This window comes from Thermoanaerobacter wiegelii Rt8.B1, from assembly GCF_000147695.2.
Classification (GTDB): domain Bacteria; phylum Bacillota; class Thermoanaerobacteria; order Thermoanaerobacterales; family Thermoanaerobacteraceae; genus Thermoanaerobacter; species Thermoanaerobacter ethanolicus.
In genome coordinates this window covers 613,837-628,932 of sequence record NC_015958.1, presented here as the reverse complement: position 1 = coordinate 628,932, position 15,096 = coordinate 613,837, and the positions used below count along the sequence as shown (strand labels likewise).

The 15,096-nt window shown below is 36.0% G+C and carries 10 protein-coding genes and 2 pseudogenes; all 12 read right to left on the bottom strand.

The features are described 5' to 3' along the window. Positions 1 to 11 precede the first annotated feature (11 nt). The 12 genes and pseudogenes from argF to THEWI_RS02910 all read right to left on the bottom strand — a co-directional run bounded on the left by argF (position 12) and on the right by THEWI_RS02910 (position 14,889). Positions 12 to 953, bottom strand: coding sequence for an ornithine carbamoyltransferase (argF, locus tag THEWI_RS02965; RefSeq protein WP_003869314.1), 942 nt, complete (start codon positions 951 to 953; stop codon positions 12 to 14). Between the two features lie 67 nt (positions 954 to 1,020). Continuing rightward, entirely contained in the window at positions 1,021 to 2,247 is a 1,227-nt protein-coding gene (gene arcA, locus THEWI_RS02960) for an arginine deiminase (RefSeq protein WP_014062397.1), read from the bottom strand. A 332-nt stretch (positions 2,248 to 2,579) separates the two neighbouring features. Beyond that, the gene (locus THEWI_RS02955) at positions 2,580 to 3,731 is read right to left on the bottom strand and encodes an amidohydrolase (RefSeq protein WP_014062396.1); all 1,152 of its coding nucleotides are present in this window, start codon (positions 3,729 to 3,731) and stop codon (positions 2,580 to 2,582) included. Positions 3,732 to 3,864: 133 nt separating this feature from the next. Continuing rightward, a pseudogene (locus THEWI_RS02950) lies at positions 3,865 to 4,536 on the bottom strand (TVP38/TMEM64 family protein); the annotation flags it as partial. Positions 4,537 to 4,740: 204 nt separating this feature from the next. Then, positions 4,741 to 5,415, bottom strand: coding sequence for a copper amine oxidase N-terminal domain-containing protein (locus tag THEWI_RS02945; RefSeq protein ID WP_014062394.1), 675 nt, complete (start codon positions 5,413 to 5,415; stop codon positions 4,741 to 4,743). Positions 5,416 to 5,507: 92 nt separating this feature from the next. Then, positions 5,508 to 7,645, bottom strand: a pseudogene (locus THEWI_RS02940) (Tex family protein). A 40-nt stretch (positions 7,646 to 7,685) separates the two neighbouring features. Continuing rightward, a protein-coding gene (prfB, locus tag THEWI_RS02935; RefSeq protein WP_014062392.1) for a peptide chain release factor 2 occupies positions 7,686 to 8,793 on the bottom strand; the annotation gives its coding sequence in 2 pieces (ribosomal slippage) (positions 7,686 to 8,723 and positions 8,725 to 8,793; 1,107 coding nt in all). Positions 8,794 to 8,809: 16 nt separating this feature from the next. Continuing rightward, positions 8,810 to 11,503: a preprotein translocase subunit SecA gene (secA, locus tag THEWI_RS02930; RefSeq protein WP_014062391.1), complete on the bottom strand. Its 2,694-nt coding sequence runs from the start codon at positions 11,501 to 11,503 to the stop codon at positions 8,810 to 8,812. A gap of 446 nt (positions 11,504 to 11,949) precedes the next feature. Then, a complete protein-coding gene (locus tag THEWI_RS02925) occupies positions 11,950 to 12,450 on the bottom strand; it encodes a hypothetical protein (RefSeq protein ID WP_014062390.1) in 501 nt (166 codons plus the stop codon). A gap of 112 nt (positions 12,451 to 12,562) precedes the next feature. Continuing rightward, positions 12,563 to 13,075: a transcription repressor NadR gene (locus tag THEWI_RS02920; protein ID WP_014062389.1), complete on the bottom strand. Its 513-nt coding sequence runs from the start codon at positions 13,073 to 13,075 to the stop codon at positions 12,563 to 12,565. Further along, entirely contained in the window at positions 13,050 to 13,625 is a 576-nt protein-coding gene (locus THEWI_RS02915) for a DUF5317 domain-containing protein (RefSeq protein ID WP_014062388.1), read from the bottom strand. The genes THEWI_RS02920 and THEWI_RS02915 overlap by 26 nt, the downstream gene beginning before the upstream one ends. Further along, positions 13,615 to 14,889: an HD-GYP domain-containing protein gene (locus tag THEWI_RS02910; RefSeq protein ID WP_014062387.1), complete on the bottom strand. Its 1,275-nt coding sequence runs from the start codon at positions 14,887 to 14,889 to the stop codon at positions 13,615 to 13,617. The genes THEWI_RS02915 and THEWI_RS02910 overlap by 11 nt, the downstream gene beginning before the upstream one ends. Positions 14,890 to 15,096: the final 207 nt, after the last annotated feature.

The following is a 15,096-nucleotide window of genomic DNA, read 5'->3' as shown; positions in this document are numbered from 1 at the left end:
TGTAACCAATTTTAAAGCAGAGTAGCAATCATCACAGCTTTAATTGTATGTTTTCTATTTTCTGCTTGGTCCCACACTCTAGATTGTTTACCTTCTATAACATCAAAAGTAACTTCTTGTCCTTTTACTGCGGGCAAGCAATGCAAAAATATAGTATCTTCTCTTCCTGTCTTTTTCATCATTTCCTCATTCACTTGGAAAGGTCTCAAAAGAGCTTCCCTCTCTGTAGCCTTTGCTTCTTCTCCCATTGACGCCCACACATCGGTGTAAATAGCATCTGCACCTTCAAGGCCCTCTCCTGGCACACTAGTAAGTTCAAAAGTTCCTCCATTTTCAGCTGCCATTTGCCTGATTTCATCTATGAACTCTTGTGAAGGCCACAATTCTTTTGGAGAATTAATCACATAATGCATCCCCATCTTAGCGCAGCCTACCGCTAAAGTATTAGCCATGTTATTCCTTCCGTCCCCTACAAATACAAGCTTTCTTCCTTTTAAACTCCCAAATTCTTCTTCTATTGTCATAAGGTCAGCCAAAACTTGAGTTGGATGATATTCGTCAGTTAAGCCATTGTACACAGGAACACCTGCATATTTTGCCAAAATTTCCACGGTTTCTTGTTTGAAGCCTCTGAACTCTATTGCATCAAACATCCTTCCTAAAACTCTTGCAGTATCCTCTATTGATTCTTTAGCTCCCAACTGAATGTCATCTGTTGATAAAAATACTGGATGTCCTCCTTCTTCACCAAAGGCAGTTTCAAAAGCGCACCTCGTTCTTGTGGACCTCTTTTCAAAAATGAGAGCAATAGTCTTACCTAAAAATCTTTGATGTACAACCCCTGCCTTCCTCTCTGCTTTTACTTGTTTAGCAATGTCTAAAATATATGTTATTTCTTGAGGGGTGTAATCTTTTAAAGTTAATAAGCTCCTACCCTTTAAATTAAATGCCATAGTCATCCTCCTTTTAGTAATTTCACTTTATTAATTTTATATTATCTTACCCTATTAGTCAAAAGGTTTATATATCTTCTCTCTTTAAAGGCATCGACATACATCTTGGGCCACCGCGTCCCCTCACTAATTCAGAGCCTTCAATTTCAATAACTTTTATTCCATGATTTACTAAGGTGGTGTTGGTTATCTCATTTCTGTTATATGCCATTACAACTCCTGGAGCAATGGCCAAGGTATTCGTGCTGTCATTCCACTGTTCTCTTGCTCCTGTTATCTCGTCACCTCCTCCACTTTCAATTAAATTGACTTTATCAAGGCCCAATGAAGTCTCTAAAACTTTTGTAAAGTCTTCTTCTACCTTCACTCTAATTGTTCCCTTTTCTCCTCTTGTAATCCTATAAACCTTCAATTTTTCTTTTATACCAGGATATATTAAAAATTTGTCCACATCCACCATAGTAAAAACTGTATCAAGATGCATAAAAGTTCGTTTTTTTGGAATTTCTAAAGCGATTATCTCTTGTAACTCTTCTCCCCTCTCTAAAAGAGTAAGAGAAATTTCTTCAATTGCCTGTGGGGAAGTTCTTTCACTTATTCCAATAGCTATTACTTTTTTGCTGAGAACTAACACGTCTCCCCCCTCAATAGGATACTCTGAACGATAATCATACCACAATAGATTCTCCTGTACTTTTAAAGTCTTAGAATGCTTAAAAACATACTTAAGCAACATGGCTTCTCTCTTTCGAGCAGTTGTCTTCATACTGCTTATCATCACACCATTGCCAATGACCACAGCAGGGTCTCTCATAAAATAGCAGTTTGGCAAAGGATTTATAAAAAATGGGGAATCCTTATAGACATAATCCACCAAAGATTGAGGCTCCACCTCATGCACTTCTTTTTTCAAAAGTCCTGCAATAGCGTAGTCCACTATTTCCTTGGGGGTTCTTTCCTTTAAAAAATTTGTAATTGTTTTCTTAACTTCTAAAGAAGTATTCATATATGAAACCAAATCATATATAAAAAACTCTTTTATTCCAGTATCCTGTAAAACCTCTTCCAATAAATCTTCTAAATAATAAACTGTCACTCCGTTTTCTTTTAAAGCTTGCGCAAATTTGTCGTGTTCTTCCTGAATCCTTTTAAGCCAGGGAATATCATCAAAAAGAAGCTCACTTAAAAACTCAGGCGTCAACCTTTCTAATTCTTTACCAGGCCTATGAAGGAGGACAGACTTTAATTTTCCAATTTCAGAATAGACTCGCAAGCAATTTGTGTTTTTCTCCAACTCTGTAACCCCCTCTGTCCCTTTTACTATACTACCTATCCATCAACTTTATACACCTATAGTATAAACCAATAAAATAACTTTTGCAATTTAACTCAGTAAATTAATGTAAACGTTTTGTATAAAAATAATTTAAAAAAATCTTTTGTTTGTAAAGTTTTAAATAATTATTCAAATATCCCAAGATAAAGCCTTAAAAATTCCCCAAATAAAACATGGCATGAATAAAAATAAATCATAGAATTTCAGACTGCATAAAAAATTTTTTAAAGTTATAAAAAATTATGAGGCTATTTATTCAGTCTCCTCTAAATAAATAGCCCCATGACAGTTTATGCTTTATGTACTAATTTCCCATTAATAAATACATATTTTGTCCTTGTCTTCACTTCCAATGGATCTCCATCAAAGACTACAATATCAGCGTCTTTCCCTTTTTCAATGCTTCCCACCCTGTCGTCAACTCCTAAAATTTTCGCAGGGTTTATGGTGATGGCTTTTAAAGCCTCCATTTCATCCATACCATCCTTTACAGCTAAAGCAGCACATAGAGGCAAGTAATTGAGAGGTATTACAGGGTGGTCTGTCATTATCGCAACTGTAAGTCCTGCTTTTGAAAGAATACCTGCTGTCTTAAAGCTTAGATTTACAAGCTCAATCTTTGACCTTTCAGACAATGAAGGTCCCACAATAACCTTAGCATTTTCTTTCACCAATTCATCAACAATTAAATGGCCATCAGTACAATGGTCAATGGTTATATCTACATTAAATTCTTTTGCAATTCTTAAAGCTGTAAAAATATCATCTGCTCTATGAGCATGAGCTTTCAGTGGAATTTCTCTCTTTAATACTTTTACCAATGCTTCAAGACCTAAGTCCCTTTCAGGTTTTTTGTCTTCCTCTGCATGCTCCATCTTTTCCATGTACTCCTGAGCTTTTATAAGCTCTTGCCTTAAAAGAGCCGCAACCGCCATTCTAGTTGAAGGCATTTTATGCTGCTCATGGTAAACGGATTTAGGATTTTCGCCAAAAGCGACTTTTATCGCTGCTGGTTCTTTTACTATCATATCATCTATTCTTTTACCATAAGTTTTTATAACTGCAAACTGTCCTCCTATAACATTAGCACTGCCAGGACCTGTCGCAACAGTCGTAACCCCTGCTTGATAAGCCTCCTCAAAATACTTATCCATTGGATTTATTCCATCAATCGCTCTAAGTTGCGGAGTTATAGGGTCTGTCGCTTCGTTTCCATCTGCTCCTTCAAATCCCATAGCGTTTTCCCACATTCCAAGATGGCAATGAGCATCAATTAAGCCCGGCATAACAGTTAAGCCTTGAACATCAATCACTTCTGCATCCAAAGGAGCAATCAAATCCTCTCCAACATCTACAATTTTCCCGTCGTCGATGAGCACGTCTCCTTTTTCATAAATTTTGCCGGTCATTGTCAGGATTTTTCCACCTTTTAATAAGTACATATAATTCCCCCCTGAATTCATTATATATTAACATTATAGCACAAAGAAACAATTTTATGAAATCATTATCTTTACAAAACATATTCACTAAACTTTTCTGTTCAACCACGTCAAATCTTACTTTTTTAAAGTTTTTTAATTTTTCCATTATGACATCTTTTTTATAAACTCCTATTAAAAACGATAATACTGCGATAATTGCAACGATTCCTGCCATAAAGTAATTTTTATTTCCCAAATTTGCCCCTATATAGGCTGAAAAAAATATGCCTGGAAGTCTCGCAAAAAGAGTAATGATGAAAAAATTGTAAAACTTAACCGGTGTAATTCCTGCAATGTAGGAAAGAGCATCTTTAGGCATTCCAGGTGTAAAAAACAATAAAAAAAGAACAGTTTCTCCTTTAGGGTTATTTATAATATAATCAAATTTTTCCAAATTTTCCTCCGACACAATATTTCTCACAAAATTATAACCTAAAACTCTCGCTATTAAAAAACAGATAAGAGAACCTATGGTAATACCTATAACAGAATACAAAGTGCCTAAAAAAGTCCCAAAAAGGTATCCCCCTGCAATTTGCACTACTTCTCCTGGTATGACAAATACAATTACTTGAAGTATTTGAACTCCTATAAATACAATAATACCAAGATTTCCAAAGCTCATTATCCACTGCCTAAATTTATCGGGACTGTTAATTAGTATAGTTAAATCCTTTCCAAAACTCACCATAACCATTACTAATGCAATGGCAAAAATGACTATTAAAATTAAATTTACTATATTGGTTTTGTTAATTTTCATCCACCCACACCTCAGTAAATTTATTAAACTATATTTTATTATATATTGAGGTGCATGCAGTATCAAGCTGTAAAACATTAGAATCTCATTAAAAATCTAACTTTACTTAGGATTCATTCAAAGCCATGTCAATAAAAGCACTGTCTATACAAAAAACCGGCATTTTACTGCCGGTTTTGCAACATCCAATTGCCTATGTATTTTTTAATCATTTCCCTCTACTTCTTCATCGGTGCCGTATACACTGTTTGTGACTGTTTCATTTGTATTTGCGTACACATCCTGAGATACTGTACTTTCCTCAGAATTATTGTCTATTTCCGTTTGATTCTCTTCTTCAATTTCTATATCTCCTGTTTCTTTATCGTAATTTACTTTTCCCCCTAGAATCTCAGATATAAATCTAACTGGCACAAATGTTCTATTACTTATTTCCATTGCCGGAACGTCTAAAGTATATTCTTTACCGTTTACTAAAACTTTTGTTTCACCTAAAACAAGTTGAATTGTTGTATCGCCTTTTGTAATAGTAACCGTCTTAGTCTCTCGATCCCAATCCACTTTTGCTCCCAAGCCGTTCATTACAGCTCGCACAGGAATTAATGTTCTTTCATCTTTTATCACTGGAGGTACGTCGTCAAATTTAATCTCTTTTTTGTTGACAAATACCTTCCCTTTAAATTCCTTAGCTTTCACGCTAGCTTCTAATTTTGTCTGCGTTTGGACTTCTACCTTATTTTTAGTTTCTCCTTTTGCCTCTAATTTAGTTTCTGTTTTAATTTTTAGCTCATGTTTCGCCTTATCTGGCTTTGCATAGACTGTTAAAGCAGAAGAAAAAACGAGTAACCCCATAAGCACAAAAGCTAATATTTTCTTCATACTCTCTTCCTCCTTTAGTTGATTTACCTTATTTTCACTATATAATTTCGGAGGAAGAAATAAATTTTTAGGGGGTACTAATTAAAAATTTTTTATTTCATTGAAAGAGAAATTCTATTTCTCTCAATGTCAACACTTAAAACTCTCACTTTTACAATGTCTCCCACTGAAACCACATCAAGAGGATGCTTTATGTAGCCTTGAGACATCTCAGAAATGTGAACAAGCCCATCAGTATGAACCCCTATATCTACAAAGCAGCCAAAATCAGTGACATTCCTAACTGTTCCCATAAGTTCCATGCCTGGTTTTAGCTCATTTATAGTCATTACATCAGACCTTAAAATGGGCTTAGGCAAATCCTCTCTGGGATCTCTTCCAGGTTTTTTAAGCTCTGAAACTATGTCATAAAGTGTAGGAAGTCCTATATCGTATTCCTCTGAAATCCTCTCTAATCCGTATTCTTCTAAAGAATTAGCAAAATCTTTTAACTTTTTTCTATCTAGTTTTTCTTTCTCATATCCAAATTTTTTAAAAGCTTTTCTAAGGTTTCGTAACGCTCTGGGTGAACTGCTGTTGAGTCAAAGATATTGTCTCCATCTAAAATCCTTAGAAAACCGGCACATTGTGTAAAAGTGGCTTCTCCTAACCTTTTTACATTTTTAAGCTGCTCCCTATTTGTAAATTTCCCTATTTGATTTCTATATTCTACAATATTCTTGGCAATAGCAGCATTTATTCCTGAAACGTATTTTAATAAAGATACTGATGCAGTGTTTAAATCAACACCTACGCTGTTTACACAATCTTCTACAACACCGTTTAAAGCATCTCCCAGTTTTTTCTGGTCTACATCGTGTTGATACTGTCCTACCCCGATGGACTTTGGATCAATTTTTACAAGCTCTGCCAATGGGTCTTGAAGCCTTCGCGCCAGTGAGATAGCTCCTCTTAAACTTACGTTTATATCAGGAAATTCCTCTGTACCTATTGGAGAAGCAGAATAGACTGATGCCCCTGCTTCATTCACTATCACATATTTTACTTCTCTTGAAAGTTCTTTTATAAGCTCTGCTATAAACATTTCACTCTCTCTTGAAGCAGTTCCATTTCCCAAAGCGATTAAAGTGACATTGTATTTTTCTATTAACTCTTTTAAAACCTTTTTAGAATTTTCAAAATCATTTTGAGGAGGAGTAGGATATACTGTAGCAGTGTCCAAAAGTTTTCCCGTTTCATCTACAACAGCAATTTTACATCCTGTCCTATAGGCAGGGTCGAATCCCATGACAACATGTCCTTTTATTGGCGGCTGGAGTAAAAGACTTTTTAGATTTTCTTTAAAAACTATTATTGCCTTTTCTTCTGCTTTTTCCGTAAGAGCATTCCTTATCTCTCTCTCTATTGAAGGCGCAATAAGCCTTTTGTAGGAATCTTCAATTGCTTTCTTGTAATACTCTGCAAATATTGAAGCTTTATTTACTTTTGATTCTATAAGCCTATTTATTATCCTTTCACTATCTATCTCAATTTTTACAGATATGTATTTTTCCCTTTCTGCCCTGTTTATCGCCAGTATTCTATGAGGCGGTATTGTCTTTACAGCTTCTTTATAGTCATAATACATCTCATAAGGAGACCTCTCCTCTTTTAATGCCTGTGTCACTATAATTCCGTTATTCCATGTAAAACTCCTTATGTATTTCCTTATATCAGCGTCATCAGATATATCCTCTGCAATTATATCCATTGCTCCTTGGTATGCTTCTTCAACTGTTGGAACATTTTCATTAAGATAAGGCTTTGCGTATTCCTCTACATCCCCATCTGTTACCTCATTTGAAGAAATAACCTTTGCAAGAGGTTCCAAGCCTTTTTCTTTCGCAATGGTCGCCCTTGTCCTTCTTTTTGGCCTAAAAGGCCTGTATATGTCCTCCACCTCTTGTAAAGTTGTAGCATTTTCTATTTTTGCTTTTATCTCCTCTGTCAGTTTTCCCTGTTCATCAATTAACCTTATAGTATCCTGTTTCTTCTCTTCAAGGTTTCTCAAATATGTAAGTCGGTCATAAAAATTTCTTAAAACCTCATCTGACAAACTTCCTGTTGCTTCTTTCCTGTACCTTGCAATAAAAGGAATTGTATTTCCTTCATCAATAAGCTTTATTGTATTTTCCACTTGAAAGTCTTTAAGATTAAATTCTTTTTTTAACGTTTCTTTTACCCTATCCATAACTTACCCCTTTCTCACATAAATTTAAAGGGATACCTTTTTAAGATATCCCTTGTGATTTTTGCTTTAGATAAGCGTTTATAAATCCATCTATTTCTCCATCCATTACAGCATTGACATTTCCTTCTTCATAATTTGTCCTGTGGTCTTTAACAAGGGTATAAGGCTGGAAGACATACGACCTTATTTGGTTGCCCCATGCCGCCTCTCTGTGCTCTCCTTTTAAGTCTTCGATTTTTTCTTTCTTCTCTTTCATCATGAGGTCCAAAAGTTTAGCTTTAAGCATTTTCATGGCAGTTTCTCTGTTTTGAATCTGAGACCTTTCACTTTGACATGAAACCACTATGCCTGTTGGAAGGTGAGTAATCCTTACAGCAGACTCCGTCTTATTTACATACTGTCCTCCCGCACCCGAAGCCCTATAAGTGTCAATTTTTAAATCCTCAGGCCTTATTTCCACTTCAATATCATTTTCTAATTCAGGAAGTACTTCCACAAGTGCAAATGAAGTATGCCTTCTACCTGCCGCATCAAAAGGAGATATCCTCACAAGGCGGTGAACACCCGCCTCTGATTTAAGATATCCATAGGCAAAAGGCCCTTTTATCATAAGAGTGACACTTTTTATTCCTGCTTCTTCTCCTTGCAAATAGTCAATGGTTTCTACTTCAAAGCCTTTGTCATTAGCCCATCTTGTATACATGCGAAGTAACATCTCCGCCCAGTCTTGAGCCTCTGTACCACCTGAGCCTGCATGAATAGAAAGTATGGCATTGTTTTTATCATAGGGTCCATTTAATAGGGTTTTTATCTTTAAATCCTCTAACTTTTTCTTGAGCTCTTTGTATTCCTTGTCTACTTCATCAGTTATCGACTCATCCCCTTCTTCTAAACCCAATTCAATAAGTGTATTTAAGTCTTCCCATTTTGACACAAGAGAATTGTACTCTTCTAAAAGTTCTTTTAAGGCTTTTTGTTTTTTAGCTAATTCCTGTGACTTTTTTATATCGCTCCAAAAAGCAGGATCAGACATCTTTTTGTCTATTTCTTCTATTTCTCTTTTGACACTTTCTATGTCAAAGAGAAACCCCCATTTCTTTTATTTCTTCAATCATGTTTGAAACTTCTGCTTTGTAGTCTTGCAACAAACCGCATCTCTCCTTTTTAGTATTTTATATTGGCACCACAACATTTTTTATATTTTTTACCACTGCCACAAGGACATGGGTCATTTCTGCCAACTTTTTTGCCTTTAACAACTGGCTGTTTTTTATCTTCTGCGTCTACATTAGTGGAAATAGGTTTCGCCACCTGTTCTCTTTGAATCATATTGTCTTTATTAATTTGAATGTGATACAAGAATTTAACAGTATCCTCTTGTATGCTTTGTATCAAGTCTTCAAACATATCAAAAGCTATTTTTTTGTACTCAATAAGAGGGTCCACTTGTCCATAAGCTCTTAAGCCTATTCCCTGCCGCAATTGGTCCATTTCGTCTATGTGGTCCATCCACTTAGTATCTACAACTCTTAAAAGAACTATTCTTTCGATTTCCCTCATTTGTTCTGGACCAATTTCTGCCTCTTTTTTCTCATACTGTCTTACTGCCTCTTCATATATTATGTCAGTCAAAACCTCTTTGTCAAGCCTATCTATATCAACATCAATAACCACGCTGTCTTTTTCAAGGAACATGTCGTAAAGATGGTCTAAAAGCCCTTTTATATCCCATTCCTCAGGATACTTACTTCCTGCAGTATATATCTCAACATTTCTCTCTATTATACTTTTTACCATCTCAAGAATAGACTCTTTTAAGTTTTCACCTTCAAGTACCTTTCTCCTTTGGGCATATATTATCTCTCTTTGTTTGTTCATTACATCGTCATACTGCAAAACGTGTTTTCTAGTGTCAAAGTTTATACCCTCTACCTTTTTCTGGGCCTGCTCTATTTGTTTTGTCAAAATCTTATGCTCTATGGGCTGGTCATCATCAATTCCCAGACTGTCCATCATGTTCTTTACTCTTTCTGAGCCAAAAAGTCTCATAAGGTCGTCTTCTAAAGATATATAAAATCTTGATTCTCCTGGGTCACCTTGACGGCCTGCACGTCCTCTCAACTGATTGTCTATTCTCCTAGCTTCGTGCCTTTCAGTACCTATAATGTAAAGCCCACCCAGCTTTACAACCTCATCGTGTTCTTTTTCAGTCTCTTTTTTCGCCTCTTCAAGAAGCTCAAAATATCTCTCGCGGGCTTTTTTAACTTCCTCGCCTGAAACAGGGCCATATCCTGCAGCCTCGTTAATAATTTCTTTTGAGTAGCCCTCCTCAAGCATCTTTTTCTTAGCTATAAATTCAGGATTACCTCCTAAAAGGATATCAGTACCACGGCCTGCCATGTTTGTAGCAATTGTAACTGCTCCTTTTCTTCCTGCCTGTGCTATTATCTCTGCTTCTTTTTCATGGTACTTTGCATTTAATACTTGATGAGGTATCCCTCTTTTCTTTAACATGGCGCTTAATTTTTCAGATTTTTCAATAGAAATTGTACCAACTAGAACAGGCTGACCTTTTTTATGATGTTCTACAATGTCCTCAACAACAGCTTTAAACTTGGCTTCTTCTGTTTTGTATATCACATCAGGATGGTCTATTCTTATCATCGGCTTATTAGTCGGTATTACTACAACATCTAATCCATAAATAGCCCTAAATTCTTGCTCTTCTGTTTGAGCTGTACCTGTCATACCAGCTAATTTTTTATACATTCTAAAGTAATTCTGGAATGTTATGGTGGCTAAAGTTTTGCTTTCCCTCTCTACTTTAACTCCTTCTTTAGCCTCAATAGCCTGATGAAGTCCTTCACTGTATCTTCTTCCAAACATAAGCCTTCCAGTGAATTCGTCCACTATGATGACTTGACCATCTTTTACCACATAGTCTATATCTCTTTTCATTATAGCATGGGCCTTTAAGGCTTGGTTAATGTGGTGAGAAATTTCCATATTTTCAATATCAGCAAGGTTTTTAATTCCAAAAAATTTTTCTGCCTTAACTACACCTTTTTCAGTCAAACTTACAGCCTTTGCTTTTTCATCAACTACATAATCTTCATCTTTTCTCAAAGTCCTCACAAATCTGTCGGCTAACTTATACATGTCTGTGGATTTTTCGCCTATGCCAGATATGATAAGAGGAGTCCTTGCCTCGTCTATCAGTATGCTATCTACCTCGTCTACTATAGCATAATTAAGTTCTCTTTGCACCATGTCTTCTTTGTATATAACCATGTTGTCTCTTAAGTAATCAAAACCGAATTCGTTGTTGGTTCCATAGGTTATATCAGCAGCATAGGCTTTTTTTCTTTCTTCAGGGCCCATATCGTGAAGTATTACTCCAACGCTCAGCCCCAAAAACTCGTATATCTTGCCCATCCAATCGCGGTCTCTTTTTGCCAAGTAATCATTGACAGTTACAATGTGAACTCCTTTGCCCTCTAAAGCATTAAGATATGCAGGTAATGTCGCGACAAGGGTTTTACCTTCACCAGTTTTCATTTCAGCAATGCGTCCTTGGTGAAGGACAATGCCGCCTATCACCTGCACTCTAAAATGTTTCATTTTAAGAGTTCTCCAAGCGGCCTCTCTTACCACCGCAAAAGCCTCGGGAAGTATATCATCAAGAGTTTCACCATTTTTCAATCTATTTTTAAATTCATCTGTTTTCGCCCTAAGCTCTGCATCCGTAAGTCTTGCCATTTGATCTTCATATGACAAAACCTTATCGGCAATTGGTTCCAATCTCTTAACTTCTCTTTCACTGTAGCTGCCAAATATTTTTTCAACTAAGCCCAACATTTTTATCACCTTCTAAGGTTATTAATCAACTATATATTATATCACTATGCAGTCTTTATGGCAATAAAAAGCAGTTTTTTTCAAGAATATTTTACACTCCCTTCATACAATTTTCACAAAAAAGAACGTCTCAAAATGATGCATTCTCTGTCTTAGACAAAGTTCCATTTTTATTGGCATTTTGCATCGTTCGCTCCAGGTGACATCACAGACTAAACTAAAGCTCGACCTCTGACTCAGGCGGGGTTCCGGGCACATTCGACATCCCTGTCTCAGGTGCCCGCCTCCGCCCTCCTTGGCTTCGGCCCCGCCTTCGTCTGTCGGTCTCGCTAAGTTTAGTTGCTGCTCTGTCAAGTCGCTTCACTTATGCAAAATGCCAATACATCATAAAGAGTTTGTCTACAGACTGAGAACATCTCAAAATGAGACGTTTCCTTTTTAAAAGGTTAATTTTTTATGTCCACAGCTTTAAACTTCAAAATAGGATTTAATACGTAAAATAGTGCCAATGCAATTACCGAATCTATTGTGTGGTGAATCATCGTACCTACTCCCACAACCACGAGCGCCTTGTAAAAGTCAAAACCAAAGGGTATCACCACAATTGCTTCTAAAACAGCATGTATTGGAAGTGTAACAGCTAACGCCACGGGAAAAGAATATCCTTTTTGTATCATTTTCGCTCCTACATAGCCAAACACAGCGTGAACTGCCGCTCTTGCTGCTATTACAGGTCCCAATTTTATTAAAAATCCTATCGCAGATACAACACCTACAAATACCGCTGTTACAGGGCTTATAAGCATTGCCAGCATTACAGGCACGTGGGATGCTAATGTTGCTGAGAAAGGCGGAATAACTATTCCTAATACTCCTCCAAAAGCCAAAGGTATTACAAGTGCCAATGCTGCTAAAAGCCCTCCAAGAGTAATTTCTCTTGTTTTCACGTTAAAACCCCCATCCTTTAATTTTCACAATTATAGTATACACAGATGTATATACACCTGTCAATAATAAAATAACCACTTTTTAAAAATTTTTTAAAGTGGCTATAAATCGTCATTCTATTAAAAAGCCTTTTTCTTCTAGAGCCTTTTGTATTCTGTCCAATACCTCTTCACTCTCCGCCTCAACAGTGTGAAGATGCACTCCATCCGTCAGAGAGGATAAAAGGGTAGCTTTCCCTTCTTTTACAAACTCCATGAATTTACTTACATCATATCTTGAAGAAAGCATTAAAAGCCCTTTTATCTCTCCATAGAAGGGATGTTCTACGATTACATCTAACACCTTCCCACCATTGTCAACAATTAAATTTAGCTCCTCCTCTGTCCTGTCGTATCCGTGTTTGACAGCAAAAACTCTTTTTACAGTGTTTTCTTTTACAATGTCTATTATATAGCCTTGAGGGGTAGATAATATTTTAATCCCTTTAGCCCTTAAAATAGCTATATCTTGCACAATAACCTGCCTTGTAACACCAAATCTTTTGGCAAGGTCAGAGCCAGATATAGGCTCTTTAGCGTTTTTTAGAATTTCAACTATTTTATTCCTTCTTTCTTGTGCCGTCATGACTCTTCACCTTTTTAAGCATTGCATTTGTAACAAGTAAAAATGTACCTGTTGCCATTATAAAATCTCCTATGCTGAAGGCTTTTGGCAGTGGATAAGGTTTCGGTAACACTAAAACATCTGCTAAAAATTTTAACCGTGTAGAATTTGTCAAAACTTGATGGGTAGCAATTTTATTTGCCTGAAGCTCTGGTATGAGATTATTAAGTCCCGCTGCCTTTAAAGCATCAATGGATACAGGCATTCTTCCTCCATTGGCAAATATTACAATAAAGTTTAAAAGCACTCCCACACTTATTATCCTAAAATACTTGTTATTTCTATTGTACCACAATCCTAGGAAAAGCAAAAGATATACAAAGAAGTGTATATAAGACCGGTATTCCATAATCACATGAAATTTGTTAGCAAGGTTTAGCATGCTAAACTCCAAGGCAAATGCCGCTATAAAAAGGCTGGGCTTTTTTATATCAATATCAGCGATTCCACTGATTTTCCCTCTTCTTAAAGTTCCGTAAATTAGAGAAGCACCTAATGAATCAAATATCATGCTTAAATTCCTCCCTGTGTTTTTCAAAAGCTTTTTTGAAAGCATTTATTATTTTAGGGCTAAACTGCGTCCCTTCATTTCCTACAATTATTTCATATGCTCCCTCTTGGGAAAAAGCCTTTCGATAGGGCCTGTCTGAAACCAACGCATCGAAAACGTCTGCGAGAGAAAGTATCTGAGCTTCCAATGGTATTTCGTCACCTTTTATCCCATCGGGATATCCACTTCCGTTATACCACTCGTGATGGTATTTTACCCACAGAGAAGCCTCTTTTAACGTAGGGACTTCTTTCAATATTTCATAACCTTTTTGAGGATGTTCTTTTATTATGCTTAATTCTTCATCAGTTAACTTCCCTGGCTTATTTAAAACCTCTTCCTTTACTCCAATCTTTCCTATGTCATGTAAAAGGGCTGCAATCCTCACCATTTCAGTGTGAGACTCACTAAAACCAAATTCTCTGCAGAGTAAAGCTGCAATTTTTTCTACGTTTTTTGAATGACCTGCTGTATACTTGTCCTTTGCATCAAGAGCCTTTACAAGCACATTTATTGTGTCATAATAAGACTGCTTTGAGTCCATGTAAAGCTTAAACATATAGCGAATCATTAAAAGAGGTATAAAAAGTAAAATAAGACTTACATAGCCTATTCTTATAAAAGCCTCTGACATAACTATGCCTAAAAAGGCAAGAAAGAAAAAATTAGGAACCATCCATTTAAAATCTTTTGTTAAGACATATTTAATTCGTCTATTAGTTAGCAAAGACACTAATACAGCTACCATAATAGTATTTAATAAGTAATATGTTATTGCTGCTAACAGTGCAGGAAGAATATATTTAGGATATATATAAGTTGTACTTACTCCACCACTATATCTATATATTAATCCACCAATCCCAACACTCAGGGCTAATTGAGATATATTAAATAAAGTCTTATAATATGGGAAATTAAAAATATGTCTTATTTTCCCATCCATGTACTTGCCAACCTGAAATCCCACACCTATAGCTGCAATTAAAGAACCTTCATAAGGTCCAAAAATAAGCACTGCCATTAAATCAATTGTAAAAGCAACAGATACAGTTAATTCTTTTGTTACATATAATGGCATTGATTCAGCCAAAGCAGCAAAAAAGCCAAACCAAATTATGTCTATTATTTGATTTGTAGAAATATGTAACATCGAATATATAATAAAAAATAATCCCACTGTTATTATTATAGAAATGTATATTTTTACTCTTTTGTTAAGCATAATAAACCTCCTGTTTTCAATCTAAAAAAACACCTCAAACCGCTTAACCCCAAGCAACATTTGCACCTCCAGCTAATGCAAGTGCCATTAAAACCAATAATATTTTTATAAGTGTCGCTTTATTCATCCTGAAACCCTCCTTTGCTGTAATAGCTCTTCTGCCCTTAGGCTTCAGGCGACGCTACGCTAAACGGTTTTTAAGCGGTT

Excerpts from the sequence above, each read along its gene's own strand:
- argF (WP_003869314.1), bottom strand. The coding sequence starts at position 953 with ATGGCATTTAATTTAAAGGGTAGGAGCTTATTAACTTTAAAAGATTAC.
- THEWI_RS02955 (WP_014062396.1), bottom strand. The coding sequence starts at position 3,731 with ATGTACTTATTAAAAGGTGGAAAAATCCTGACAATGACCGGCAAAATT.
- THEWI_RS02945 (WP_014062394.1), bottom strand. The coding sequence starts at position 5,415 with ATGAAGAAAATATTAGCTTTTGTGCTTATGGGGTTACTCGTTTTTTCT.
- secA (WP_014062391.1), bottom strand. The coding sequence starts at position 11,503 with ATGTTGGGCTTAGTTGAAAAAATATTTGGCAGCTACAGTGAAAGAGAA.
- THEWI_RS02920 (WP_014062389.1), bottom strand. The coding sequence starts at position 13,075 with ATGACGGCACAAGAAAGAAGGAATAAAATAGTTGAAATTCTAAAAAAC.
- THEWI_RS02915 (WP_014062388.1), bottom strand. The coding sequence starts at position 13,625 with ATGATATTTGATTCATTAGGTGCTTCTCTAATTTACGGAACTTTAAGA.
- THEWI_RS02910 (WP_014062387.1), bottom strand. The coding sequence starts at position 14,889 with ATGCTTAACAAAAGAGTAAAAATATACATTTCTATAATAATAACAGTG.